This window comes from Cellulomonas sp. GTC20042, from assembly GCF_055389595.1.
In genome coordinates this window covers 2013370-2037705 of record NZ_AP043678.1, presented here as the reverse complement: position 1 = coordinate 2037705, position 24336 = coordinate 2013370, and the positions used below count along the sequence as shown (strand labels likewise).

25 protein-coding genes and 1 tRNA gene are annotated in these 24336 nt (G+C 74.4%); 6 read left to right on the top strand and 20 right to left on the bottom strand.

All coding sequences use genetic code 11. The features are described from left to right. Positions 1 to 71 precede the first annotated feature (71 nt). Entirely contained in the window at positions 72 to 1322 is a 1251-nt protein-coding gene (gene dinB / locus ACZ5HG_RS09365) for a DNA polymerase IV (protein WP_464182018.1), read from the top strand. Between the two features lie 3 nt (positions 1323 to 1325). Here dinB and ACZ5HG_RS09360 read toward each other — a convergent pair whose 3' ends face one another. The 9 genes from ACZ5HG_RS09360 to ACZ5HG_RS09320 form a co-directional block, all read right to left on the bottom strand. Next, on the bottom strand, positions 1326 to 2186 hold the full coding sequence (locus tag ACZ5HG_RS09360) for a hypothetical protein (RefSeq protein WP_464182016.1): 861 nt from the start codon (positions 2184 to 2186) through the stop codon (positions 1326 to 1328). Further along, the gene (locus ACZ5HG_RS09355; RefSeq protein ID WP_464182015.1) at positions 2183 to 3424 is read right to left on the bottom strand and encodes a hypothetical protein; all 1242 of its coding nucleotides are present in this window, start codon (positions 3422 to 3424) and stop codon (positions 2183 to 2185) included. The genes ACZ5HG_RS09360 and ACZ5HG_RS09355 overlap by 4 nt, the downstream gene beginning before the upstream one ends. Beyond that, a complete protein-coding gene (locus tag ACZ5HG_RS09350) occupies positions 3421 to 3711 on the bottom strand; it encodes a hypothetical protein (protein WP_464182014.1) in 291 nt (96 codons plus the stop codon). Before ACZ5HG_RS09350 ends, ACZ5HG_RS09355 begins: the two co-directional genes overlap by 4 nt. Beyond that, complete coding sequence (locus ACZ5HG_RS09345; RefSeq protein WP_464182013.1) at positions 3708 to 3971, bottom strand: SAV_915 family protein; 264 nt, start codon at positions 3969 to 3971, stop codon at positions 3708 to 3710. The genes ACZ5HG_RS09350 and ACZ5HG_RS09345 overlap by 4 nt, the downstream gene beginning before the upstream one ends. A 130-nt stretch (positions 3972 to 4101) precedes the next feature. After that, on the bottom strand, positions 4102 to 4971 hold the full coding sequence (locus tag ACZ5HG_RS09340) for an ABC transporter ATP-binding protein (protein ID WP_464182012.1): 870 nt from the start codon (positions 4969 to 4971) through the stop codon (positions 4102 to 4104). Beyond that, positions 4968 to 6041, bottom strand: a complete 1074-nt coding sequence (locus ACZ5HG_RS09335) for a FecCD family ABC transporter permease (RefSeq protein WP_464182010.1) — start codon at positions 6039 to 6041, stop codon at positions 4968 to 4970. Before ACZ5HG_RS09335 ends, ACZ5HG_RS09340 begins: the two co-directional genes overlap by 4 nt. Beyond that, entirely contained in the window at positions 6038 to 7114 is a 1077-nt protein-coding gene (locus ACZ5HG_RS09330; RefSeq protein ID WP_464182009.1) for a FecCD family ABC transporter permease, read from the bottom strand. The genes ACZ5HG_RS09335 and ACZ5HG_RS09330 overlap by 4 nt, the downstream gene beginning before the upstream one ends. Further along, complete coding sequence (locus tag ACZ5HG_RS09325; protein WP_464182008.1) at positions 7111 to 8148, bottom strand: iron-siderophore ABC transporter substrate-binding protein; 1038 nt, start codon at positions 8146 to 8148, stop codon at positions 7111 to 7113. Before ACZ5HG_RS09325 ends, ACZ5HG_RS09330 begins: the two co-directional genes overlap by 4 nt. Before the next feature lie 210 nt (positions 8149 to 8358). After that, positions 8359 to 9159: a helix-turn-helix transcriptional regulator gene (locus ACZ5HG_RS09320; RefSeq protein ID WP_464182007.1), complete on the bottom strand. Its 801-nt coding sequence runs from the start codon at positions 9157 to 9159 to the stop codon at positions 8359 to 8361. A gap of 80 nt (positions 9160 to 9239) precedes the next feature. On the opposite strand from ACZ5HG_RS09320, the gene ACZ5HG_RS09315 reads away from it, so the two are divergent. Further along, positions 9240 to 9638, top strand: a complete 399-nt coding sequence (locus tag ACZ5HG_RS09315) for a phage holin family protein (protein WP_464182006.1) — start codon at positions 9240 to 9242, stop codon at positions 9636 to 9638. A gap of 17 nt (positions 9639 to 9655) precedes the next feature. Here ACZ5HG_RS09315 and ACZ5HG_RS09310 read toward each other — a convergent pair whose 3' ends face one another. Next, on the bottom strand, positions 9656 to 11278 hold the full coding sequence (locus ACZ5HG_RS09310; protein WP_464182004.1) for an MFS transporter: 1623 nt from the start codon (positions 11276 to 11278) through the stop codon (positions 9656 to 9658). Next, positions 11275 to 12291, bottom strand: coding sequence for a glutaminase A (glsA, locus tag ACZ5HG_RS09305; protein WP_464182002.1), 1017 nt, complete (start codon positions 12289 to 12291; stop codon positions 11275 to 11277). The genes ACZ5HG_RS09310 and glsA overlap by 4 nt, the downstream gene beginning before the upstream one ends. Positions 12292 to 12562: 271 nt before the next feature. On the opposite strand from glsA, the gene ACZ5HG_RS09300 reads away from it, so the two are divergent. Genes ACZ5HG_RS09300 through ACZ5HG_RS09290 form a run of 3 tightly spaced genes read left to right on the top strand, consistent with a single transcriptional unit; the run spans position 12563 to position 14901 of the window. After that, positions 12563 to 14164 (top strand): ATP-dependent DNA ligase, encoded by a 1602-nt coding sequence (locus ACZ5HG_RS09300; RefSeq protein ID WP_464182001.1) that lies wholly within the window; start codon positions 12563 to 12565, stop codon positions 14162 to 14164. A gap of 41 nt (positions 14165 to 14205) precedes the next feature. Then, positions 14206 to 14493 (top strand): hypothetical protein, encoded by a 288-nt coding sequence (locus ACZ5HG_RS09295; protein WP_464182000.1) that lies wholly within the window; start codon positions 14206 to 14208, stop codon positions 14491 to 14493. 57 nt (positions 14494 to 14550) lie between these two features. Then, on the top strand, positions 14551 to 14901 hold the full coding sequence (locus ACZ5HG_RS09290; protein ID WP_464182134.1) for a DUF2200 domain-containing protein: 351 nt from the start codon (positions 14551 to 14553) through the stop codon (positions 14899 to 14901). 26 nt (positions 14902 to 14927) lie between these two features. Here ACZ5HG_RS09290 and ACZ5HG_RS09285 read toward each other — a convergent pair whose 3' ends face one another. The 4 genes from ACZ5HG_RS09285 to ACZ5HG_RS09270 form a co-directional block, all read right to left on the bottom strand. Next, the gene (locus ACZ5HG_RS09285; RefSeq protein ID WP_464181999.1) at positions 14928 to 15500 is read right to left on the bottom strand and encodes a YdeI/OmpD-associated family protein; all 573 of its coding nucleotides are present in this window, start codon (positions 15498 to 15500) and stop codon (positions 14928 to 14930) included. A 37-nt stretch (positions 15501 to 15537) separates the two neighbouring features. After that, positions 15538 to 15903 carry a MerR family transcriptional regulator gene (locus tag ACZ5HG_RS09280; RefSeq protein WP_464181998.1) on the bottom strand — a complete coding sequence of 122 codons (366 nt, stop codon included), beginning with the start codon at positions 15901 to 15903 and terminating at the stop codon, positions 15538 to 15540. Positions 15904 to 15927: 24 nt separating this feature from the next. Further along, positions 15928 to 16875, bottom strand: coding sequence for an aldo/keto reductase (locus ACZ5HG_RS09275; protein WP_464181997.1), 948 nt, complete (start codon positions 16873 to 16875; stop codon positions 15928 to 15930). 141 nt (positions 16876 to 17016) lie between these two features. After that, positions 17017 to 18243: a glycerate kinase gene (locus ACZ5HG_RS09270; RefSeq protein WP_464181996.1), complete on the bottom strand. Its 1227-nt coding sequence runs from the start codon at positions 18241 to 18243 to the stop codon at positions 17017 to 17019. A 190-nt stretch (positions 18244 to 18433) separates the two neighbouring features. Here ACZ5HG_RS09270 and ACZ5HG_RS09265 point away from each other — a divergent pair, with 190 nt between their 5' ends. Continuing rightward, on the top strand, positions 18434 to 19099 hold the full coding sequence (locus tag ACZ5HG_RS09265; RefSeq protein ID WP_464181995.1) for a ThuA domain-containing protein: 666 nt from the start codon (positions 18434 to 18436) through the stop codon (positions 19097 to 19099). A gap of 127 nt (positions 19100 to 19226) precedes the next feature. Here ACZ5HG_RS09265 and ACZ5HG_RS09260 read toward each other — a convergent pair. The 5 genes from ACZ5HG_RS09260 to der all read right to left on the bottom strand — a co-directional run bounded on the left by ACZ5HG_RS09260 (position 19227) and on the right by der (position 24180). Continuing rightward, a tRNA-Pro gene (locus ACZ5HG_RS09260) sits at positions 19227 to 19300 on the bottom strand. 27 nt (positions 19301 to 19327) lie between these two features. After that, complete coding sequence (locus tag ACZ5HG_RS09255) at positions 19328 to 20614, bottom strand: MFS transporter (RefSeq protein WP_464181994.1); 1287 nt, start codon at positions 20612 to 20614, stop codon at positions 19328 to 19330. 2 nt (positions 20615 to 20616) lie between these two features. Further along, on the bottom strand, positions 20617 to 21351 hold the full coding sequence (locus ACZ5HG_RS09250) for a GntR family transcriptional regulator (RefSeq protein WP_464181993.1): 735 nt from the start codon (positions 21349 to 21351) through the stop codon (positions 20617 to 20619). Between the two features lie 151 nt (positions 21352 to 21502). Further along, on the bottom strand, positions 21503 to 22618 hold the full coding sequence (locus ACZ5HG_RS09245) for a hypothetical protein (RefSeq protein ID WP_464181992.1): 1116 nt from the start codon (positions 22616 to 22618) through the stop codon (positions 21503 to 21505). Next, the gene (gene der, locus ACZ5HG_RS09240) at positions 22615 to 24180 is read right to left on the bottom strand and encodes a ribosome biogenesis GTPase Der (RefSeq protein ID WP_464181991.1); all 1566 of its coding nucleotides are present in this window, start codon (positions 24178 to 24180) and stop codon (positions 22615 to 22617) included. The genes ACZ5HG_RS09245 and der overlap by 4 nt, the downstream gene beginning before the upstream one ends. Positions 24181 to 24336 lie beyond the last annotated feature (156 nt).

Genomic DNA, 24336 nt, shown 5'->3' with positions numbered 1-24336 from the left:
GATCTGCGTAGTCGGTGCGCCGCACCCAGGAGTCGGGGCGGATGTCGGACCCGTGATCGAACATGTGTTCTATGTCCTCGCGCCCGCACCGGCCGCCGCTCGGCCCGATCGACCCGCTCGACGCGCCCGACCCGCGCGCCGGCATCCTGCACGCGGACCTCGACGCGTTCTACGCCGCCGTCGAGCAGCGCGACGACCCACGGCTGCGCGGCCGTCCGGTGGCGGTGGGCGGCGGCGTGGTGCTCGCGGCGTCCTACGAGGCCAAGCGGCGCGGGGTGCGGACGGCGATGGGTGGCCGGCACGCGCGGGCGCTGTGCCCGGGGCTGATCGTGGTCCGGCCCCGGTTCGAGGCGTACACCGCCGCCAGCCGTGCGGTGTTCGCGATCTTCGAGGACACCACTCCCCTGGTGCAGGGCGTGTCGATCGACGAGGCCTTCCTCGACGTGCGCGGGCTGCACCGGATCGATCTGCCGCCGGTGGCGATCGGCGCACGGCTGCGCGAGCGGGTGCGCACCGAGGTCGGCCTGCCGATCACCGTCGGGGTGGCCCGCACGCCGTTCCTCGCCAAGGTGGCCTCGCGCGTCGCGAAGCCCGACGGCCTGCTGCTGGTGCCGCCGGAGGGTGAGGACGCGTTCCTGCACCCGCTGCCGGTCGAGCAGCTCTGGGGCGTCGGCGACGTCACCGCCCGCAAGCTGCACGAGTACGGCATCGTCACCGCCGGGGACGTCGCCGCGCTCCCCCGCGAGGTGCTGGTCGCCGCCCTCGGCCCCGCGCAGGGCCGGCACCTGCACGCCGTCGTGCACGGCCGCACCCCGGACCGCGTCGAGACCGGGCGCCGCCGCGGGTCCGTCGGCGCGCAGCGGGCGCTCGGCCAGGGGCCGCACCGGCCGGAGGCGGTCCGCGCCGCGCTGCTCGGCCTGGTCGACCGGGTCTGCCGCAGGCTGCGCGGCGGGCACCGTCAGGCGCAGACGATCGTGCTCCGGCTGCGGTTCGCCGACTACACCCGCGCCACCCGGTCCCGCTCGGTGCCGCGTCCCACCGACTCCGGGCAGCAGATCGCCGACGTCGCGCTGCGGCTGCTGGACGAGGCCGCCCCGCTGATCGCCGCCCGCGGGATCACCCTGGTCGGCATCGCCGTCGGCGGCCTGTCCGCCGACACGTGGGTGCAGCCGCAGCTCGACCTCGACGGCACCGGCGCCGCCGGGCTCGACGCCGCGGTGGACGCGGTCGCGGTGCGGTTCGGCTCCGGCGCGCTCACCCGCGGGGCGCTGCTGCGGCAGGGGGCGGGGTTCGAGATGCCGATGCTGCCGGACCCGGGGTGAGCCTCAGGCCGACGGCGGGGTGGTGGGCGCCGTGGCGGCGATCCGCGCGATCGTGCCGAGGCTCGCCGGGGTGCCGATCTCGGCGGCGCGGCCAGGGCGCGCGTACTCGCGGATCACCGCCGCGAGCGCGGCCCCGTCGATCGCGTGCACGCCGGAGCGGATGAACAGGACCCCGCTGTCCGCCGAGCCGGGCATCGGACGCATCGTGGAGGAGTCCTCCGGGACGGTGACCCGGCGGAGCATCAGCAGGTCGTCCGGAGGGACCGGCGCGTTCACCTCGCGGACGAGCGCCCACACGGTCCGGGACGACGCGTCCCGCCCTGCCGCACGCAGGACCAGCGCCTCAGCGGTGAGCCAGATGCCGACGCGTCGTGCCCGATGCACCAGCCACGCCCCCGCACCGAGCGGGATCACCCCCAGCACGGCCAGCAGCACCGCGAGCGAACCGTCCTCGCCCGTCCCGAGCGTCGCCGCCGTCCCGAGCAGCCACACCGCCGTGACCAGCACGATCCCGGCACCGGCGTAGCCGAGGGTGCGATCCGCCGGCAGCACCGTCGCCGGCCGACCGTCGAGCGTCGCCAGCCGAGGTGCCGGAGCACGGGACCGCCCGCGCCGCTCACGGGAGCGCACCACCCACGGCGCGAGCAGCAGCAGACCGATCGCGACGAGCCAGCCGGCGAGCACCAGGCCCGGAGCGCTCTGCCGCCCGAGCACCGCGATCAGCAGCCCGAACGCGACGATGCCGAGGGCCGTCGGGACCTCCAGCCGACGCTGCCGAGCAGCGTGGCGGTCGAGGTCGACACCGAGGCGCTGCCACTCCTCGGGCGAGGGGACCCGGTCGGGGGTGGACCCGCGGCGGGTCATCCGAACACCGCATCCCACGCGTCGGACAGCCCGTCGCCGGCACGCCCGATCATGTCGCCGACCGCCTCGACACCATCCACCGCGAGGTCACCGATCGCCGCGCCGGTGTCCTTCAGATCGTTCCAGCCGTTCTTCAACGCCTCGCCCACGTCGAGGTCGTGCTCGAAGAGGCCGTCGATCGCACCGGATGTGAAGATGCCCACCACGCCTCCCACGATCGCACCTCCGACCGCGCCCACCACGTTGCCCGCGCCGGGGACGATCGAACCTGCGACTCCTCCGATCGCGGTGCCTGCTGCAGCACCGGCGACGATCGAGGCGATCAGACCGCCTCCGTTCGATACGACCGCCTGCGTCGTGCTCTCGCCTGCCTCGATGTCCGAGTGGATCGAGAAACCCGTCAGCACGGCGCCGACGACAACCCCACCAACCTTCCCGGCTCTGACCAGCTTCGACGCGTCATCGGCCACGGTGGTCGCTTGTGCTGCCGCCCGCGCCGCGTCATCGAGGTCGCGGTAGAAGAGCCCAGGAGTGAGCGCGCTGCCTGGGCGCGCCGCGTTCGCGGCGAACGAGTTCGCCTGCTGCCTCAGGAGAGCGGCGTATCCGCGCATCTCGATCGCGCCACGCCCGACCACTGCTGAGATGCCCGCACCCGTGACGAAGTCGACTGCCGGGATCAGCAGTGTCTTCACCGCCGCCTCCACGGAGGCTAGCGCGCGCTCAGCCTCCTCGACGTCCTCTCGGATCGACTCGACTTCGGCCGAGGCAGAGTCAAAGGCGGCGCACCGAGCGACGGCCGTACGACGGGCGTTCGCGGCGCGTTCGAATGACTGAGCCTCCGCGGGAGTCGCCGCGAGTCCGGGATTGAGCGGGATCGGTCCGGGGCTGCTCGGTGCGACGATCGCGGTAGCCGTCACGGTCAGGCCGGCGGCAAGCGCCTCGCTCCGCACGCCCTCCATACGGATCTGGGCGTCGGCGACCACGTCCGCGAAACGTTCCAGCCCGGCAGCCATCTCCGAGGTGCGTGCCGAGGCGGACTCTGACGAGCCAGAGAGGGTCGACATCCGACCTCGGAACGCGTCGCCCGCGGTACCGATCCACGTGCCTCGATCCTCGCGGGCGTAGCGCAGGGAGGCTGTCGCTGAGTCGATCGCCGAGCCGAGATCCCGACGCAGCCAGTCCGACAACAGCCGCGTGCCGGGCACATCAGCGTCGATCGAGGTGTCGATCGCGCTCACAGTGCCCTCATGTGCATCTGCGAGCGCTCGACGACACGGGACTCGGCGTCGGCGTAGGCATCGCGGCTCGCCTGGACTGCCTCCGAGGCCGACTCCAGGGCCAGGCAGAGATGAGCCACGTTCTCCAGCAGGTGGCTCGTCATCGCTGCGACAGCCACACTCCCGAGGGTCCCACCAGGTGTGCGCGGCATCGATCCGGTCGTCTCCCCCACAATAGACGCCGCCTCGAACAGCCGCGATCGGAGTGCGCCGAGTTCCTCGTAGCTGACCTCGATCCCGTGAGTCATGCGACCACGGCCCGGAACTCTTCGGGGATCCGCAGGTCCTGGTAGATCACGTCGTAAGGAGACTCGGTCTTCACCCGGGAGAGGTCCTCCACGGACAGGAGCGCCCAGGGGACGTCTCCGGCACCGCCACGGAGCCGGTCGAGGGCTGAGTACACAAGGAGGGCAGTACGCCCGTCACGGGTTCTCCGTAAGGTGACACGCAGGTCACCCTCAGGATCGACGGTGCATGGGACGTAGTAGACCGGCAGCGGCTCGTTCACATCGATGCCTCGGATCGCGCGGGGTGTCACGGACGCGTCGAACCTAGCAACCGGGATCGACCGCTCAGGACCGTTCTGCGCAATTCGACAGACGGGGCGACCTGGGGCGATCCCCGGCTCGCTCGCGTCGTCAGACCGGCCCCGCCACCCCGTCCGGCACCGCGGCCAGCGGCCGCCCGTCCGGCACCGCGGCGTGGTGCCGCCCGATCGGCACCATGAGCGGCGTGCCGGACACCGGGTCGGTGACCACGGCGCTGCGCAGCCCGAACACCGCCTCGACCATCGCCGGGGTGAGCACGTCGGCGGCGGCCCCCGCCGAGTGCACGCGCCCGTCGGCCAGAGCCACCAGGTGGTCGGCGTAGCGGGCGGCGAGGTTCAGGTCGTGCAGCACCATGACGATGGTGGTGCCGCGCCGGCGGTTGAGGTCGGTGAGCAGGTCCAGCACCTCGACCTGGTGGGTGACGTCGAGGAAGGTGGTCGGCTCGTCGAGCAGCAGCACGCCGGTCTGCTGGGCGAGGGCCATCGCGATCCACACCCGCTGGCGCTGCCCGCCGGACAGCTCGTCCACCGGCCTGTCGGCGAGGTCGACCACGTCGGCGGCGAGCAGGGCGTCGGCCACCGCCTCGTCGTCCTCGCGGCTGGGGCGGCTGAACATCCGCTGGTGCGGGTGGCGACCGCGTCCGACCAGGTCGGCGACGGTGATGCCCTCGGGGGCGATCGGCTGCTGCGGCAGCAGGCCGAGGGTGCGGGCGAGCTGCTTGGCGGGCAGGCGGTGCACCGCCGCACCGTCGAGGAGCACCTGGCCCTGGGAGGGTGTGAGCAGGCGGGACATGGAGCGCAGCAGCGTCGACTTGCCGCAGGCGTTCGCCCCGACGATCGCGGTGATCCGGCCGGGCGGCACGATCAGGTCGAGGTCCTGGATCACCACCCGGTCCTGGTAGCCGAGGGTGAGGTGCTGGGCCTCCAGCGTGTGATCGACGTGGTCGACGGTGTCGGTCACAGGGACCCTCCGGCGCGGTTGGTGCGGACGATGAGGTAGAGCAGGGAGGGCGCGCCGAGCACACCGGTGACGACGCCGACCGGGTAGCGGGTGCCGACGACGAACTGCCCGCAGAAGTCGGCGACCAGCACGAGCAGGGCCCCGACCAGCGCGGCGGGCAGCAGCAGCGATCCGCGCGGGCCGATCAGCCGGGCGGCGACCGGGCCGGCGAGGAACGCGACGAAGGCGATCGGCCCGGACGCGGCGGTGGCGAAGGCGAGCAGGGTGACGGCGGCGACCACGCCGACCAGGCGGGTGCGGTCGACGCGCACGCCGAGCGCGGCGGCGGTGTCGTCGCCGAGCTGGAGCAGCCCGAGGTCGCGGCCCCGGCCGAGCAGCACCGGGCCGAGCACGACGAGCGCGAGGGCGAGCGGGCCGATCTCCGACCAGGACGCCCCGTTCAGGCTGCCGGTGAGCCAGCGCATCGCGTCCTGCAACGCCCACTCCGGCGCGCGGTCGAGGATGTACGAGGTGGCGCTCTGCAGCACCGCCGCGACACCGATCCCGACCAGCACGAGCCGGGTGCCGGCGACACCGCCGCGGTAGGACAGCAGGTAGACCAGCAGGGCGATCCCGAGGCCGGCGACGATCGCGAAGACCGACACCGCCGCCCCGCCGAGACCGAGCACCACGATCGCGAAGGCGGCGGCCGTGGACGCACCCGAGGAGATGCCGATGATGTCCGGGCTGGCCAGCGGGTTGCGCAACATGGTCTGGAAGGTGACGCCGGCGATCCCGAAGGACAGCCCGGCGAGCAGGCCGAGGGTGGCGCGCGGCAGGCGCAGGGTGCCGATCGTGAAGGAGGCGCCGGGCACGTCCTCGCCGAGCAGCACCCGGAGCACGGTGGCCGGGCTGTGCGCGGTCTGGCCGACCATCAGGGTCAGCGCGTAGACCGAGACCACGCCGATCGCGAGCACGATCAGCACGGTGGCGCGGCGGCGGGTGCGCTCGTGCCGACCGGCGCGCACCTCCGCCAACACGGCGGCATGTCGCGCCGCCGCGGGCGTCGCGGCCAGGGACAGGTCGGTCACAGGGCACGCACCTTCTGGCGGCGGACCACCCAGATGAAGAACGGGGCGCCGAGGAACGCCGTGATGATGCCGACGGCGACCTCCTCGGGGCGGGCGACCAGCCGGCCGAGCACGTCGGCGCCGGTGAGCAGCGCGGCCCCGCCGAGCGCGGAGAACGGCAGCAGCCAGCGGTGGTCCACGCCGACCAGCAGCCGGCACAGGTGCGGGACGACGAGCCCGACGAAGCCGATCGGCCCGGTGACCGCCGTGACCGCCCCGCAGAGCACCACGGCGCCGAGGGACGCGGCGGCGCGGGCGAGCGCGACCCGCTGGCCGAGGCCGGCGGCGAGCTCGTCGCCGAGGGCGAGCAGGTTGAGGCCGCGCGCGGACAGCAGGCAGATCGCGATGCCGGCGGCGAGGAATGGCCAGACGATCCCGAGCTGCGACCAGGTGGCGCCGCCGACCCCGCCGATCTGCCAGGACTGCACGTTCTCGCCCAGGTCGTTGCGGCCGAGCACGACGGCGCTGATGAAGGAGGCGAGCGCCGCCGAGGTCGCCGCACCGGCCAGCGCCAGCTTGAGCGGGGTCGCACCGCCGTTGCCCAGCGAGCCGATCACGTAGACCAGCACCGCGGTCAGGCCGGCGCCGAGGATCGCCGCCCACACGTAGCCGCGCGCGGTGCCGAGGCCGAACCAGGCCATGCCGACGACCACCGCGAGCGAGGCGCCCATGTTGACGCCGAGGATCCCCGGATCGGCGAGCGGGTTGCGGGTGACGCCCTGCATCACCGCACCGGCCAGGCCGAGGCCGGCGCCGGCGACCAGAGCGAGCACCGTGCGCGGGACGCGCTTGGCGACGGCGGCCTGGTCGAAGCCGTCCAGCGGCCCGCCGAAGGCACCGCGCACCCCGTCCACGACGGCGTCCCAGCCGACCACCCGCGAGCCGAAGGCCACCGACAGGACGGCCAGCACGACGACCACGGCCACCACGGCCAGCAGGGCGAGCGCACGCGCGCGTCCCGGACGCCGCACGACGGCCAGCGCGTGCTGGTCGGGTGCGAGGTCCGGGACGGCGGTGCTGCGGGTCTGGGTCACGCGGAGGCGGACGCGGCCTCGGCGATCAGGCCGAGGTAGTCGTCCAGGATCCAGGAGATCGCCAGCGGGGTCGGGTTGGCGGCGGTGCCCAGCGGCGCCGAGGAGGGCAGCGCCACGATCGCGCGGTTCGCCACGGCGGGCATCTGCGCGAGCACCGGGTCGGCGGCCAGCGCGTCGATCATCGAGGCGTCGCCGTAGGTGACGATGACGTCCACGTCGCTGAACGAGTCGGCCTGCTCGGTGCTGACCGTGATCGCGAACTCGTCGGTGGCGTCCGAGGCGTCGAGGATGCTCTGCGGGTGGGTCAGGCCCAGGTCCTCGAAGAACTTCACGCGGGTGTCGTGCGTGGAGTAGAAGGAGATCTCCGACAGGTCGGTCGGGTCGACGTGCGTCATGAACGCGACGGACTTGCCCTCCAGCGCCGGGTACGCGGCGACCTTCTCGGCCATCTCGTCCTCGAGGTCGCTGATCAGCTGCTCGCCCTCGTCGCCCATGCCCATGCCGAGGGCGTTGAACTCGATCATCTGGCGCCAGTCGGTGCCCCAGGCGTTCTCCGGGTAGGCGACGACGGGGGCGATCTCGCTCAGCGTGTCGTAGTCCTCCTGGGTCAGGCCGGAGTAGGCCGCGAGGATCACGTCGGGCTCGGTGCCGGCGACGGCCTCGAAGTCGATGCCGTCGTTCTCGTCGAAGAGCACCGGGGCCTCGCCGCCGAGCTCCTCGAGCTTCTCCTCGACCCACGGCAGCAACCCGTTGCCGTCGTCGTCGCCGAAGTTGGCGGCCGCCATGCCGACCGGCACCACGCCGAGGGCCAGCGGGACCTCGTGGTTGGCCCACGCGACGGTGGCGACGCGCTCGGGCTTCTCCTCGATGACGGTGGTGCCGAAGGCGTGCTCGATGGTCACGGCATCGAACTCGGTGCCGGAGCCGGTGGTGGGCTCGGCGGCGATGTCGTCGGAGCCGGTGGAGCAGGCGGCCAGGCCCAGCGCGAGCAGGGCGGTCGCGGAGGCCGCGATCCAGCGGGGAGCGGGAGACATGGGGTCCTTCCGGGTGGTGCCGCGAACGGCGCGATGGGGGTGCGATCCGCCCGCGCGGGCGCCGGGATCGAGGGGTCTGCCCCGTCGCTCACCAGCACGTCCGCCACCCTGATCCGGGCGAGGTAAGGATTGCCTTGCTAAGGTAAGGCAGTCCTCATCCGCGGCGCAATCGCGCCATCACGACACCAGATGTCGCGAGAACGACAGCGATCAGGCGGCCGGATCGCTCCGGAACGCGCCGGGGGTCATGCCGGTGACTCGGCGGAACGCCGTCCCGAAGGCGCTGACCGAGCGGAAGCCCACCGCGGAGGCGATGTCCTCCAGGTCCTCCCCCTGCGCGATCAGCACCACCGCCCGCTGCGCCCGCGCCGTCGCCACCCAGCGCGCGAAGCCCAGCCCGGTCTCGGTGTGGAACGCCCGGCCCAGCGTGCGCGTGCTCACCCCGAGCCGCTCCGCCCACTCCTCCAGCGTCGTCGGGTCGCCCGGGTCGTCCCGCAGCGCCGCCAGCACCGGCTCCAGCAGCGGCGAGGCCGGCACCCGCAGCACCAGCTCGTGCGGCGCGGGCACGATCAGGTCCAGCACCACCGCCTCCGTGCGCTCGCGGGCCGCGTCGTCCAGCGCGCCGTCCTCGTCCACCAGGCGGTCCAGCAGCAGGCGCAGCAGCGGGGTCATCTCCACGGCCACCGGACGGTCCGCGATGGCCGGCGACGCGTGCACGGCGAGCTGCGCGGCCCGGTGCAGCACCCCCGCCGGCGCGGTGCCCGAGTGCCGCACCCCGGCCGGGATCCACAGCGCCAGCGTCGGCGTCACCGTCCACACCCGCTCGCCCACCACCGCCGTCGACGCGCCCCGGTCGTGCCAGAGCAGCTCGTGCGTCGGGTGCGCGTGCTCCGCCCAGGACACCGGCGCGTGCAACGTCTCGTAGGTGTTCTTGACCCGGTAGGGCACGTGCACCTCGCCCGCGCCGTACACCGGCAGCCGCCGGGTCTCGGCATCACGGGTCCGCGTCACGCCCCGCAGCGTACGGGTCCGGCGCTACGCTCGGGCCAGCGCCGGCCCGGTCAGATCCGCACGAGCGTTCGGGGGACCCCATGATCCGCTTCCTGATCCGCATCGCCATCAACCTCGGCACCGCCGCCCTCGGCCTGCTGATCGCCGCGTGGCTGGTGCCCGGCGTGCACGTGTCCGTCTCCGGCTTCCTGGTCGCGGTGGTGGTGTTCACCGTCGCGCAGGGGATCCTCGGGCCGTTCATCTTCAACGTCGCCCGCCGGTACGCCAACCCGCTGCTCGGCGGGATCGGCCTGGTGTCCACGCTGGTCGCGCTGTTCATCGCCACCCTGTTCCCCGGCGGGATCCGGCTGTCCGACGTCACCGCCTGGGTGCTCGCCCCGCTGATCGTCTGGATCGTCACTGCTCTCGGCGGCTGGATCCTCGTGGCGGTCTTCCTCAAGGACCGCGCCGCCGACCGCCGCGCACGCCCGGCGACCTGAGGCCCACACCGGGTCGATCAGGCCGCGGGCTCGGGCGCCGGGTCGGGGATCTCCCCCGCGCGGTACCGCGGCAGCCTGCTCGCCGGCAGCACCGCCGTCGCGCTCACCGCCGCCAGCACCAGCAGCCCCAGGCGCAGGGTGTCCAGCCGCGCCTGCTCGTTCAGCCGCACGGCCGCGTCCACCTGCGCCGGGTCGGCGTCGGTGGCGGCCAGCACCGAGCGCAGCTCGTCGTTGCTGATGAAGTTCACCTGGTCCAGGTCCACCTGCGCCACCAGCGCCGGCGGCAGCTCCGGGTGGTCGAGGACCGCGCGCCCCACGCCGACGCCGAGGATCGTCACCAGCAGCGCCCCCACCGTCGCGGTCCCCACCGCCGAGGCGAGGTTCTGCGTGGTCCCGCGGATCGACCCCACGTCACCGGCCAGGTGCGTCGGCGCGGCGCTCACCAGCACGTTGAACACCAGCGTCACCAGCGCGCCCTGCCCGACACCGAACACCAGCAGCCCGGCGATCGTCGGCACCGTCTCCCAGTTGTTGGTCACCACGAACGCCAGCCACACCAGCGCCACCGTGGTCAGCCCGAAGCCGGCCGTGCCGATCGCCCGCGGGCTGAACCGCCCGTAGAACCGCACCACGAGGGTCGCCGTCACGAACACGGTGAGGTTGAACGGCATCATCGCCAGCGCGGTGTCGAAGGGCGTGCGCCCCTGCACGATCTGGATGTAGAGCGGCACGGTGAAGTTGAGCGCCGCCTCCAGCGCCACCACCACGAACATCGCGTAGACCGCCGCCCGCTCGCTCGGCTCTGACAGCACCCCGAGGTCCACCAGCGGGGTCCGCCCGGTCGCCGCCCGCCGCCGCGTCCACCAGAAGAACGTCTGGCCGAGCACCACGCCGAGCACCACCAGCAGCGGCGCCGGGGACACGCCGGCCACGTCGAAGGGCGCGTCCGCGGACGCCGCCAGCAGCCCCCACGCGTTGAGGTTGTTGAAGCCCAGGGTCAGCGAGACGATCGCCGCGCCGATCAGCACCGCGGCCACCAGGTCGATCCGGATGCCCGGGTCACCCCGGTCCGCGCGCAGCCGGAAGCTCAGTGCGAACACGGCCACCGCCAGCACGAGCACGATCCCGAACACCGGGCGCCAGCCGACCAGCGTGCCGAGCGCCCCGCCGACGAAGAACGCGGTCACCCCGGAGATCGCCCGCGCCGAGCCGAGCGACCCGATCGCGGTGGCCTGCTGCGGCCCGCGGTAGTTCTCTGCCACCAGCGCCACCAGCGACGGCACGATGATCGCGGCGGAGGCCCCCGCGAGCGCCTGGCCCGCGATGGCCCAGCCCACGGTCGGCGCGAGCATCATCAGCAGCGCCGAGACCGCGAAGGTCGCCACCACCACCCGGAACACCGTCACCCAGCCGATCCGCTGGCCGAGCTTCGCCCCCGTCATGACCAGCGCCGCGACCGCCAGGCCGTAGGTGACGATCGTCGAGCTGACCACGGTCGGCGGCACCCCGAAGTCCTCGACCATCCCGCCCAGCGACACCGGCAGCGCGGCGACGTTGAAGGACATCAGCACCTGGGCGAGGAACAGCCCCACCATCGGCACCCACGACCGGCGTTCCGTCCCGTCCTCGACCGTGCTCATCTGCCGTGCTCCCCCCGTGACCTGACCTGGACGGCCGACGCGAACAGGTTCAGCCCGAGCGTCCGGGACAGGTAGGCCGTCACCCGCTGCCCCCGCACGCTGTTCCCGGCGCGGTCGAGCAGCGGCGAGAACGTCCCGATCGCCCCCTTGCCCGGCGCCACCGCGACGATGCCGCCCGCCACGCCCGACTTCGCCGGCAGGCCGATCTCGACCAGCCACTCCCCGGACCGCTCGTACAGGCCCGCGGTGGCCAGCACCGCCAGCGTGTCCCGGCACACCTCCGCCGAGACCACGCGCTCCCCCGTCACCGGGTTCACGCCGCCGTCCGCCAGAGTCGCGCCCATCACCGCGAGATCCCGGGCGCTCACCCGCAGAGAGCACTGCCGGGTGTAGACGTCCACCACCTCGAGCGGGTCCGGCTCCAGGCGCCCGTAGCTCTCCAGCAGCCGCGCGATCGCCCGGTTCCGCTGGTTGGTGGCGGCCTCCGACCGGTACACCTCCTCGTCCAGCAGCAGCGAGCGCCCGGCGAACCGGGACAGCCCGGCACGCACGCGTTCCCAGCGGTCCTCGGCGGAGGTCGCCGGCAGCAGCGCCGTCGTGGCGAGCGCACCGGCGTTGACCAGCGGGTTCATCGGGTGGCCGTCGTTGAGCTCGACGGCCATCACCGAGGAGAACGGCAGCCCGGTCGCGTTCACCCCCACCCGGTCCAGCACCACGCGGTGACCCACCTGCTCGCAGACCAGCGCGTAGACGAACGCCTTGGAGATCGACTGCACGGTGAACTCGACGTCGGCATCCCCCGCGACGTGCACGTCCCCGCCGGACTCGGCCACGCACACCCCGAACAGGTCGGGATCGGCCCGCGCCAGCGCGGGGATGTAGTCGGCCACCCGGCCCGCGCCGTGGTCGCGGTAGCGCGCGTGGCCCTCGACCACCAGCTCCTCGACCCGCGACCAGCCCGGCAGCACACCCGTCGAGACCTGCTGCTCGACCCCGTCGACGTCCAGATCCACGTCCGCCCCCACCTGCTCGGTGACCGCCGCCCCGATCCTGCCACCGCCCCGCACCCCCTGGCGAGGGTGCCCCCACCCCTGCGTTCCCCCCGCTCACCCCGCTCCCCCGCTCCCTCCCTCTCCCGCACTCCCCTGCCCGCGAGTTCGGTGGTTCGGGCCGAGTTCGGTGGTTCGGGGGCACCTTTTCCGCACGAACCACCGAACTCGGCGCCTGAGCGGCCGCCGCGCGCACCCCCGCGCGCGTGTCGGACCCCGGCGGGAGGATGGCCGCGTGCTCCTCGCCGACCTTGCCGCGACCACTGCGGCCCTGAGCGCCACCCGTTCCCGCCTGGCCAAGCGCCGCCTGCTGGCCGAGGTGCTGCGCCGTGCCGAGCCCGCCGAGGTGCCCGTGGTCGCCCGCTACCTCGCCGGCGAGCTGCGCCAGCGCCGCACCGGCCTCGGCTGGCGCTCGCTCCAGCACCTGCCCGAGCCCGCCGCCGACCCCATCCTCGACGTGCTCGCCGTGGACGCCGTCTTCGAGCGGATGTCCGCGCTCGCCGGCCCCGGCTCCGCCACCGCACGCACCGCCCTCGCCACCGACCTGTTCGCCGCCGCGACCGCCCCGGAGCAGCACCTTCTTGCCGGGCTGGTCACCGGCGAGCTGCGCCAGGGCGCCCTGGACGCGCTGCTGCTCGACGCGGTGGCCGAGGCCGCCGACGTGCCCGCCGAGGTCGTGCGTCGCGCCGCCATGCTCGCCGGGGCCACCGAGCCGGTCGCCTCCGTCGCCCTCGCCGCCGAGAACCCCGCAGCCGCCCGCGCCGCGCTGGACGCCTTCGGGCTGACCGTCGGCCGCCCGGTGCGCCCGATGCTCGCCGCCTCCGCCCCGGACGTCGCCACCGCCGTCGCCGGGTTCGACGGACGCGCGGTCGTGGTCGACGCCAAGCTCGACGGCATCCGGATCCAGGTGCACCGCGACGGCGACGAGGTGCGTGTGTTCACCCGCAGCCTGGACGACATCACCGACCGGCTGCCCGAGGTGGTCGCCGCCGTGCGCGGGCTCGCCGTGCGCAGCGTCGTGCTCGACGGCGAGGCGCTGGCCGTGGGCGCCGACGGCCGACCGCGCCCGTTCCAGGAGACCGCCGCACGCTCCGCCACCCGGGACGCCGACGTCGCCGCGGCGCTCCCGCTGCACCCGTTCTTCTTCGACCTGCTGCACCGGGACGGTGTCGACCTGCTGGACGCCCCGCTGCACCAGCGCCTCGCCGCCCTGGACGCGGTGCTGTCCGGGCCCGTCGACGCGGGATCCGGCCCGACCGCCCGGGCCTTCGCCGTCCCCCGGATCACCGACGCCGACACCCCCGCCGCCGCCGAGGCCTTCGCCCGCTGGGTGGCCGAGGGCCAGGAGGGCGTCGTGATCAAGGACCCCGACGCCCCCTACGACGCCGGTCGGCGCGGGGCAGCCTGGGTCAAGGTCAAGCCCCGGCACACCCTCGACCTGGTGGTGCTCGCGGTCGAGCGCGGATCGGGCCGCCGGGTCGGCAGCCTGTCGAACATCCACCTCGGCGCCCGCGACCCCGCCGGCGGCTTCGTCATGCTCGGCAAGACCTTCAAGGGCATGACCGACGAGATGCTCGCCTGGCAGACCGCCCGGTTCCGCGATCTGGAGGTGGCCGACGACGGGTGGACCGTCACGCTGCGGCCGGAGCAGGTGGTGGAGGTCGCATTCGACGGGGTGCAGCGCTCGCCGCGCTACCCCGGCGGATTGGCGCTGCGCTTCGCGCGGGTGGTCCGGTACCGGGAGGACAAGACCGCCGCCGAGGCCGACACGATCGACGCGGTCCGGGCGCTGACGGCCACCACCCCGGCAGACGATTCCCCGACCGAGCAGCACTGAACGACACCGGTCAGGACTTCCCGCGCGGGCATGATGTCTGTATGCGCAGACGGGACGCTCGCGGCGAGACCGCGCAGATCAGGGCGCTCCTGCTCACCTGGGACGCGATCGGCGTGGCCGGCGAGGCTCCCGACGACGAGTACGACGGCATGATCGGCCCGTTACTCCACCGCCTGCACGAGGGCCTGGACGCCGACGCGTTGCAGGCGTGGATCGCCGCCTACCGCGAGGAGCACATCGGACTGCCCGCGCACCCGCGTGACGACCGGGCGCTCGCCGACGGTCTCGTCGCCCTCCGCGATCGGCTCCCCCACCTCGGTCCCGCCTGATCCCGCCCCGCAGATCGTGCTCCAATGAAGCCCGGGCCCGACGACGAGGAGCAGCGCATGGCCGAGCACCGGATCTACAGCATGCCGTTCGGCAGCATCTACCCGCTGTACGTCACGAAGGCGGAGCGCAAGGGGCACACCCGCGCGGAGGTGGACCAGGTGATCACCTGGCTCACCGGCTACGATGACGCGGGGCTGGCCGAGGTCACCGCCGACGGAACCGACCTGCGCACGTTCTTCGCGCAGGCCCCGGCGATGAACCCGAACGCGTCGCTGATCACCGGCGTGATCTGCGGGATGCGCGTCGAGGAGATCGAGGACCCGCTCATGCAGCAGATCCGCTACATGGACAAGCTGGTGGACGAGGTCGCGCGCGGCAAGAAGATGACCTCGATCCTGCGCGCCTGACGCCCGCGGGCACGGGCGCGCCCGGCTCAGCGGTAGTGCTGCTCGCCCCGGGCGGCCTTCTCCACCACGTCCACGATCCGTGCGGCGCGCACGGCGGGGGTCTTGATCGACGTCAGCCGGAAGTAGATCCGGAACCGCTCGGTGCGGGTGAGCGTCGCGAGGAACGCCGCCGCCGCGGGGTTCGCGTCCAGGGCGGCCTGGAGGTCGGCGGGCGGGGCCGCGTCGCGCATCCGGTAGGCGGCGTCCCACCGACCGTCGGCCTGCGCGCGCTCGACCTCGGCGAGCCCGCCCGCGCGCATCCGCCCCTCGGCGATCAGCCGGGCGACGTGCTCGCGGTTGATCTGGGACCACGGGCTGTTCTTGCGCCGGGGCGTGAACGCCTGCAAGGAGTAGTCGTCGTCCAGCCGCTTGCCCTGCCCGTCGATCCACCCGTGGCACAGCGCGACGTCCAGCGCCTCGGACCAGGTGATCCCGGGTGCCGACGACGTCTTCTTGCGCAGCTTGAGGCGCACCCCGTCCGGGCTCGGCGATCCCTCCAGGTACGCCTGCCACTGCTCGATCGTCAGATCGAGGATCGGCTTGTCGTCGAAGGAGGACACCCGCCGGACGCTAGCAGCGCCCTCCGACACCGGCCCGTCACACCTGCGGCGCCGAGTAGTACCCGATCTTGTCGGTGAGCACGCCGATCGCCCGCTGGATCGTCGCCACCCGCGCCTCCAGGTCGGCCCGGTGCGCGCGCAGGAACGCCACCCGGTCGGCGGCATCGGCCTCGCCGCGCAGCAGCGTGGTGAACTCGCGCAGCTCGGCGATCCCGAGGCCGGCGTCCCGCAGGCAGGTCACCAGCCCGATCCAGAACAGGTCGTCGTCGGTGTACGCGCGGTGCCCGCTGGACGCGCGCCCGACCGGTCCGACCAGCCCCTCCTTCTCGTAGTAGCGCAGGGTGTCGATCGTCAGGCCGGTGCGGGCCGCTGTCTCGGCCGGCGTCAGCGTCGGTGCGTCCACGGATCCTCCCTCGGATGGCGCGGGTCAGCGTGCTGCCGCGAAGGCTGCCATGTGCGCGTCGGTCAGCACCAGGTCCTGCGCGTCGATCGCCTCGTCCAGGTGCTCGACCCGGCTGATCCCGACCAGCGGGCTGATCCCCTGCCGCAGCAGCCACGCCAGCACCACCTGGTTCCGGGTGGCGCCGACCTGTGCCGCCACCTCGGCCAGCACCGTGAGCACGCGGGCAGTGCCGGGGTGGTCGTAGGCGGGCGGGAACGGCCGGTCGGCGCGCACGTAACCACCGTGCAGCAGCGGCGTGTACGTCCACAGGTCCAGGCACTCCTCGCGGGCGAGGTCCAGGTCGTCCGGGGTCATCAGCCGGTGACCGGCGTCCGGCAGCACGGCCTCCGGGCGCGGCTGGGCGAGCGAGTGCCGCAGCTGCACCGCCGACCACGGCGCGATCCCGGCGTCCCGCGCGATCGACCGTGCCCGCTCCACCCGCCACGACGGGTGGTTCGCCGCCCCGACCCGCAGGGTCCGTCCCTCGGCGACAAGCTCGCCGAAGGCGTGCACCGTCTCGGCCAGCGGCACCTCCCGGTCCTCGGCGTGCGCCCAGAGCAGGTCGACCCGCTCGACGCCCAGCCGGTCCAGGCTGCGTGCGAAGCCGTCCCGGATCGCCGTGCGCGACAGGCCCTCCGCCGACTCCGGCCAGCGGTGCGCCACCAGCGGGTCCTGCCGCACCTTCGTGGCGATCCTCACCCGCTCGCGCACGCCGGGGCGCTCGGCGAGCCAGCGCCCGATCACCCGCTCGCTCGCCCCGCCGAGGCCGCTCGGGTCGGACCAGAACGAGTAGCAGTTCGCGGTGTCGAGCCAGGTGCCGCCCGCCTCGACGAAGCGGTCCAGGATCGCGAACGCGCGGTCGGGGTCGACGTGGGTGCCGTAGTCCATCGTGCCGAGCACGATCTGCGGGGCGGTGGGCGTCGTGGTGTCCATGGGTCGAGCGTCGGACCTGGAGCGCGCTCCAGGTCAAGCAGATGGTCCGCGGCGCCCGGATCGACAGCGCCCCTGTCCGCCGCGGACGTCGACGCCCCGGCCGAGTGCGCGGACGACCGGCAGAGCCAGGACCGATCTCGATCAGCCCTCCGCGGGGGTGGCCCGCTCGACGGCCGCACCCGCCAGTTCCGCGTCGCCACCGCCCGCACCCGGATCGCCCGCGCCGATCGCGTCCGCCCCGCCACCGAGCGCGACCGCGAGCTGCGCCCCGGCCACCCGCAGCCAACGCGCCGGGTCGGCGAGCGCTGCCTCCACGGACCCGGCGAGGTCGGTCAGCGACCGCACCGCCGCGAAGCCCCGCGCCGATCCCGGTGCCACCCGCCCGGCGACCAGCGCGACCGCGACCCCGTGCCTGCGCGCCAGGTCGGCCACGAACCCGGGGGCCTTGCCGGACGCGGACTGCGCGTCGTACGCGCCCTCACCGGTCACGACGAGATCGGCCCGGGCCACCGCCTCCGGCAGGCCGACCAGCCGGGCGATCTCCGGGGCCCCCGGCACCAGCCGCGCACCCCAGGCGAGCAGCGCGGCGCCCGTGCCGCCCGCGGCCCCCGCGCCGGGCGTGCCCGGGTCGACGCCGAGCAGCCGCGCCAGCCGGGCCAGCCCCCGGTCCACCCGCTCGGCGTCCGGGCCGACGAGCCCCTTCTGCGGCCCGAACACCGCCGCCGCCCCGTCCGGGCCGGTGAGCGGGTTCACCACGTCGCTGAGCACCACGGCCCCGCCCGGCGGCGGCAGGCGCAGCGCGGACAGGTCGACCCGGGCCAGCGCGTCCAGCCCGCGCGCCCCCGGGAGGATCGGCCGGTCGTCGCCGTCGAGCAGCCGGCCGCCGAGCGCGGTGAGCAGACCGGTGCCGCCGTCAGTGGAGGCGCTGGAGCCGATCCCGAGCACCAGCCGGTGCACGCCGTGGTCCAGCGCCGCGCCGACCGCCGTCCCGAAGCCGCGGGTGTGCGCGTCCAGCGGGCGGAGCCGGGGCGGGCTGCCCAGCAGCTCGATCCCGGAGGTGCCGGCGAGCTCGACCACCCCGGTCCCGCTTCCGGAATCCGCGCCGGCGTCGGGCGCGAGCAGCAGCCAGCACGTACCGACCGGCCGGTCATCGGGGCCGGGCACGACCACCGGCACCCGGCGCGACCCCGGACTCGCCGTGGCGACCGCCGCCAGCGTGCCCTCGCCGCCGTCGGCCACCGGCAGCAGGTCGAGCCGGTCCCCCGGGCGCACGTCGTGCCAGCCGTCCGCGAGGGCGCGAGCGGCCTCGGCGGCACCGATCGACCCCTTGAGGCTGTCCGGCGCGATCACCACCCGGCGGACGCTCACCGGGGCACCGGCACGGACGCGCGCAGCCCGGCCATCGGCCTCGCGCGGGCGGTGCACGCTCGGGTCGTCGGGCTGGCGGTGCTGGTCCTCGGGTGCACGTCGTCTCCGGCCTCGTTGCGCGGTCGATCTCGGGAGATCGGACAATCGACCCTATGTCCCCCACGACGTCCCGGACCAGGAGGCATGCCCGATGCGCGCGCAGGTGATCACCGGCTCCGGCAGGTACGCCGACCCCTGGCACCCGTTCGCCGAGACCGGCGCGATCCTGGCTGACCTGCTGCGCACCGAGGGCTTCGACGTCGCGGTCGACGACCACGTCGACGGCGCGCTCACCCGCCTCGACGGGGTGGACCTGCTCGTGGTCGCCGCCGGCGACCCCTGGCGCGCGGAGGACGATGCCGTCTCTGTGCCGGAGGACCCGCCCGCGTCGTCCGTGGCCGGGCTGGCCCACGCGCTCGACCGCGGCATCGGCGTGCTCGCCGTGCACGCCGCCCTCGCCTCGCTGCGCGACCACCCGTCCTGGGCCCCCGCGATCGGCGCACTGTGGCTGCCCGGCATCTCCTGGCACCCGCCGCAGGCCACCGTGCACGTGCACGGCGGCACCCTCCCCGACGGCACCGAGATCGCCGGCTTCGACGTGCACGACGAGCTCTACCAGCGGCTGCAACCCGTCGGCGACCGCCACGTCGTCGCCTGGCACGAGCACGACGGCCGGCAGGTCGCCTCCGCGTGGGTGCGCGAGCACGGGGCGAGCCGGGTCGCGGTGGACGCGCTGGGGCACGACGCGCGGTCGTACGACTCGGCGGGGCATCGGGCGCTGGTGGGGGCGCTGGCGCGGTGGGCGGTGCGGGGGTGATCCGGCGGCGGGGCAGGGCGCGCGGAGCGGGGTGTGATCGGCCGAGAGCAGCCGATTCCCCGCCCGGCGACCGGCGCCGGGAACGACGAAGCCCCGATGAGAAGTGATCCTCATCGGGGCTTTCCCGTCGGGCTGACAGGATTTGAACCTGCGACCCCTTGACCCCCAGTCAAGTGCGCTACCAAGCTGCGCCACAGCCCGATGGCCCCCGCAGGAGCCTCGATAACTCTACCGTACCCGGACGGCTCCTCCGTCCCCCGTGGGCAGGTGGGCGCGCCAGGCGCACGCGACGACCACCAGGCACAGCGCCGCGACGCCCACCCCGCCGATGAACATCGCCGGGTAGGTCCACCGGGTCGACAGCCAGGCGAGGATCGCCGGCACGAAGAACCCGAGGTACGCCACCGAGTAGTACACCGCTGTCAGGCCGGCGAGGTCGGCGGGAGTGGCGATCCGCTGCACCTCGGACAGCCCGGCGACCAGCGCCAGCCCGTACCCGCAGCCGAGCACGGCGGCGGCCAGCACGACGACGGGCAGCGACAGCGTGGCGGCGGCCCACGAGGCGAGCACCATGCCGATCAGCACGATCACCAGCGCCACGACGGAGGCCCGGGCGGAGCGGTGGGTGTCGATCAGCCGGCCGAGGGTCTGGATGCCGAAGCCGCAGGCCAGGGTGATCACGGTGAGCAGGGCGGAGAACGCGATCGGCACGCCGCCGGAGTGCGAGCGCATCAGGCCGGGCAGCACGGCGTAGGCGGAGCCGACGGCGCCGAACACCCACGGCGCGAGCGGGACGACCACCCGCAGGAAGCGACGGTGCGCGACGGCGGGCACCCGCAGGTCGTCGCGCAGGCGTCCCCGGTCGGCGGCGGCGGGTGCGAGGTGCGTCTCGGGCACGGACAGCACGATCACCCCGGCGACAGCGGTCACGACGACGTGCAGCAGGTACGGGGTGCCGGTGCGCCACGGGCCCCACTGGGCGAGCACCCCGGCGATCCCGGCGCCGAGCAGGAACCCGAGGGTGAGCGAGAGCGACGCCCGGCGCGGACCCGCGGCACCGGAGCCGGTGGCGGCGCACAGCTCGGCGATCCAGGTGGTGCCGACGGCCATCACCAGGCCGAGGGCGAGCCCGGACAGCACCCGTCCGACGGCCAGCGCGGGCACCGAGGCGGGGCCGAACGCGAGGATCAGCGAACCGACGATCCCGAGCGGGGCGGCGGGCAGCAGCAGCGGGCGACGGCCGTAGCGGTCGGACAGCGGGCCGCCGACCAGCAGCGCGGGCACGATCCCGAGCACGTAGGCGCCCAGCAGCACATTCACGGTCAGGGCGGACAGGTGGCTGACCTCGCGGTACATCACCAGCAGCGGCGTGAACTCGTTGCCGCCCCAGGCGACGGCGAACATCAGCGCGCCGACGCGCAGCCACGCCTTCGGGTCGATCCCCGAGGTGTCGCCCGCCGCGGGCGCGTCGGTGGCGAGGTCGGCAGCGGACAGGTCGGCGGTGTCGGTCGCCACGCTCAGCGCTCCGATCCGGTCGAGGCGGCGCCGGTCGCGGGTCTGCCGGACCCGGTCGCGCCGACGGCTGGCTCCGCAGCGCGTCCAGCGGTCGGCCCGCCGAGGTGGGCGGTGTGCAGGTGCGCGGCGAGCAGCGCGCGGAACGCGGGGGCGTCCCCGGCCTCGATCGCGGCGACCAGCGCGTCGTGCCCGTCGACGAACTCCGGCGCGCGCTCCCCCGCCGCACCGACGGACAGCGCGATCATCCGGCGCTGCCGCTCGCGCAGCGTCACCAGGAACCCGGTGAGCAGCGGGTTGCCCCCGGCGGCCACGATCGCCTGGTGGAAGGCCGCGTCGTGCTCGGCGTACCCGGTGATGTCCGCGGCGTCGATCGCCGCACGCTGCGCGACCACGTGCCCGCGCAGATCCTCCACGAGCGCGACGCGCCCGGCCGGCGGTCCCGCGACCACCGTCTCCACGGCGTGCGACTCGAGCAGCAGCCGGGCGTCGAGCAGCGCTTCGGCCTCCCCCGCCGCCACCGGCACCACCAGTGCGCCGCGCTTGGGGAACAGCCGCAGCCAGCCCTCGGTGGAGAGCCGCAGGAACGCCTCGCGCACCGGCGTGCGGCTCATCGCGAGCTCGGTGGCGACGTCACCCTCGCTGACCATCTCACCGCCGGGCAGCCGCCCGGTGAGCAGCGCGTCCTTGACGTGCTGGTAGGCGATCTCGGCGGCAGGCGGCGGTGCGACGGAACTCATGGTGTCTACATGTATCTCAGTCGTACCCATCCATGCGTCATGCGTCCACCACGCGGACACCACTGCTCACCGAGACTGCACGACACGCCGTCTCGATCGCGGACCACGCGGCATGTCGTGCAGTCTCGGCGCACGCGTCGCGCGCGCGGGCTCAGCGCGCGGGCTCGACCGCCCCGGCAGGGCTGGTGTCGGCCTCGGCGTCCTCCGGGCCGTGCCCGCGCAGCACGTCGAGCTCCGCGGCGACCAGGCCGAGCAGCACCAGGTCCACCACCAGCCCGCTCACCGCGCTCCACTGGTCCACCCGGAACAGGAAGATCTGCGTCAGCAGCAGGTTCACCAGCACGGCCCGCCGGAACCACTCGTACCCGCGCGCCCGGTCCCGCCCCACCGCCCGCAGGCCGACCACCGAGCACGCCAGCGACCCGGCCGCCGACACGAGCATCCCGGCGACCGCCCACCAGGGCAGCGACGCCCCGCCGAACCAGAGCACGAGCCCGCGCACGACGGTGTACAGCGTGGCGACGCCGAGCACGATCACGGTCACCCGCGGCGCCCAGCGCACCCGCACCACCCGACGCGACACGCGCACCACGAGGCCGGTGATCCCGCTGATCGGGTCGGGCAGCTCGCGGGCGTCGTCCTCCACCACGTCGAGCAGCGCCCGCACCTCGGCGGCGCCGCGCACGTCCCCCGCCTCGTCGACCAGGGCCCGGGCCTGCCGCCGTGCACGCACGGAGAAGCCACCGGCCACCCCGGCGACCGCCAGGTCCGCGGCGGCGGCCAGGGTCTCGTGCGGGTCGCGGGCGCGACGTCCGTGGATCACCTCGCCGGCCAGCACCAGCAGCACGACCACGACGTAGATCAGCGAGGCGGTCGGCTCGTAGAAGTAGTCGTTGTCGCTGGTGACGAACTTGCCGATCTCGTCGATGAACAGGCCGAAGCCGATCCCGCCGACCAGCGCGGCGAGCGGACGCACCACCGGCCCCGCCCAGGACAGCGCGCCGAGCACCGCCACGGCCATCAGCAGCCCGCCCCACAGCACGTGGGCGATGTGCAGGCCGCCGCCGCCGCCGAGCTGCGGGTAGCCGGACAGCGCGAGCAGCCCCCGGGTGACCAGCACGGTCAGCACCGTGACCGCGAGGAACCCGGCGACGTGCCGCGGGCCGAGCGGATCGCGGGGCAGCCCGAGGACGAGCACGGGCGAGCGCCGGACCAGCCGTCCGTCGTCGCGCGACCCGCCGTCCTCCGGCCCGCCCCGGTCGGTCACCGCTTGCGCTTCTCCCGCACGCGCACCGAGATCGAGATCGGCGATCCCTCGAAGCCGAAGGTCTCGCGCAGACGACGCTCGATGTACCGGCGGTAGCCCGCCTCGAGGAAGCCGGAGGCGAAGATCACGAACCGCGGCGGGCGGGTGGACGCCTGCGTGGCGAACAGCACGCGGGGCTGCTTGCCGCCGCGCAGCGGGTGCGGGTGCGCGGCCACCAGCTCGCCGAGGAACGCGTTCAGGCGCCCGGTCGGCACGCGGGTGTCCCAGGACTCGAGCGAGGTGGTCAGCGCGGGCACCAGGCGGTCGGTGTGCCAGCCGGTGCGCGCCGAGATGTTCACCCGCGGCGCCCACGGGATCTGCACGAGCTCGCGCTCGATCTCCCGCTCCAGGTACGGCCGACGGTCCTCGTCCATCAGATCCCACTTGTTGTAGGCGATGACCAGGGCGCGCCCGGAGTCGATCACCTGCTGCACCACGCGGATGTCCTGCTCGGTGATCGGCACGGAGGCGTCGAGCAGCACGACGGCGACCTCGGCCTTCTCGATCGCGGCGGCGGTGCGCAGCGAGGCGTAGAAGTCGGCGCCGGAGGTCTGGTGCACGCGGCGGCGGATGCCGGCGGTGTCGACGAACCAGTACGGCACGCCCTTGAGCTCGACCAGCTCGTCCACCGGGTCACGGGTGGTGCCGGCGACGTCGTCCACCACCACGCGGTTCTCGCCCAGCACCTTGTTGAGCAGCGAGGACTTGCCGACGTTCGGGCGGCCGACCAGCGCGACGCGGCGCGGGCCGCCGGGGCGGGCGACGCCGTGCGCGGACTCGGTGGGCAGCGCGGCCATCGCGGCGTCCAGCAGGTCGCCGGTGCCACGGCCGTGCAGGGCGGAGACCGGGTGCGGCTCGCCGAGGCCCAGGCTCCACAGCTCGGAGGCGTCGGCCTCCAGGCGCGGGCCGTCGACCTTGTTGGCGCAGAGCACCACCGGCTTGCCGGCACGGCGCAGCAGGCGGACCACGCGCTCGTCGGTGGCGGTCGGGCCGACGGTGGCGTCCACGACGAAGACCACGGCGTCGGCCAGCGCGATCGCGACCTCGGCCTGCTCGGCGACGCGCGCCTCGATCCCGGCGACGTCGACCTCCCAGCCACCGGTGTCGACCAGGGTGAAGCGGCGACCGGCCCACTCCGCGGGGTAGGACACGCGGTCACGGGTCACGCCCGGGCGGTCCTCCACGACGGCCTCGCGGCGGCCGAGGATCCGGTTGACCAGCGTCGACTTGCCGACGTTCGGGCGCCCGACCACGGCCAGCACCGGCAGGACGCGGTCGTTGCCGTCCTCGTCGAGGTCACCGCCCTCGCCGTCGAGCAGCGCGACGTCCTCGTCGTCCAGGTCGTACTCCTCGAGGCCGACGCGGAGGGCACGCTCGCGGGCGGCCTCCTCCTCGGTCTCGGGGGCGTGCAGGTTGGCCTCGGCGTCGGGGCTGATCTCCAGCGCCTCGTCCGTCCCGTCCTCGAAGGGGGTCTCCGACTCGGCGGGATCGGTGGTCGTCGGCTCGGCCGGGTCGTTACGCATGGTCACCATGGTCCCAGACGCGGCCCCCTGCCCGCGACGTGGGCCCGGTTGTCGCTCGGGTCGCACCGAGAGTGCACGAAAGCACCCTTCGTGGCCGCTGAAGCCTGCATCCGTGCAATCTCGGCGCACGTGCGGCGCCGCGCACGCGCGGGCCGC

What these genes read in the sequence shown, in the direction of transcription:
- ACZ5HG_RS09265 (WP_464181995.1), top strand. Translation starts at nt 18,434, where the DNA reads ATGCGCGCGCAGGTGATCACCGGCTCCGGCAGGTACGCCGACCCCTGG.
- der (WP_464181991.1), bottom strand. Translation starts at nt 24,180, where the DNA reads ATGCGTAACGACCCGGCCGAGCCGACGACCACCGATCCCGCCGAGTCG.
- ACZ5HG_RS09360 (WP_464182016.1), bottom strand. Translation starts at nt 2,186, where the DNA reads ATGACCCGCCGCGGGTCCACCCCCGACCGGGTCCCCTCGCCCGAGGAG.
- ACZ5HG_RS09310 (WP_464182004.1), bottom strand. Translation starts at nt 11,278, where the DNA reads ATGAGCACGGTCGAGGACGGGACGGAACGCCGGTCGTGGGTGCCGATG.
- ACZ5HG_RS09250 (WP_464181993.1), bottom strand. Translation starts at nt 21,351, where the DNA reads ATGAGTTCCGTCGCACCGCCGCCTGCCGCCGAGATCGCCTACCAGCAC.
- ACZ5HG_RS09325 (WP_464182008.1), bottom strand. Translation starts at nt 8,148, where the DNA reads ATGTCTCCCGCTCCCCGCTGGATCGCGGCCTCCGCGACCGCCCTGCTC.
- ACZ5HG_RS09315 (WP_464182006.1), top strand. Translation starts at nt 9,240, where the DNA reads ATGATCCGCTTCCTGATCCGCATCGCCATCAACCTCGGCACCGCCGCC.
- ACZ5HG_RS09275 (WP_464181997.1), bottom strand. Translation starts at nt 16,875, where the DNA reads ATGGACACCACGACGCCCACCGCCCCGCAGATCGTGCTCGGCACGATG.
- dinB (WP_464182018.1), top strand. Translation starts at nt 72, where the DNA reads ATGTCCTCGCGCCCGCACCGGCCGCCGCTCGGCCCGATCGACCCGCTC.
- ACZ5HG_RS09290 (WP_464182134.1), top strand. Translation starts at nt 14,551, where the DNA reads ATGGCCGAGCACCGGATCTACAGCATGCCGTTCGGCAGCATCTACCCG.
- ACZ5HG_RS09295 (WP_464182000.1), top strand. Translation starts at nt 14,206, where the DNA reads ATGCGCAGACGGGACGCTCGCGGCGAGACCGCGCAGATCAGGGCGCTC.
- ACZ5HG_RS09350 (WP_464182014.1), bottom strand. Translation starts at nt 3,711, where the DNA reads ATGACTCACGGGATCGAGGTCAGCTACGAGGAACTCGGCGCACTCCGA.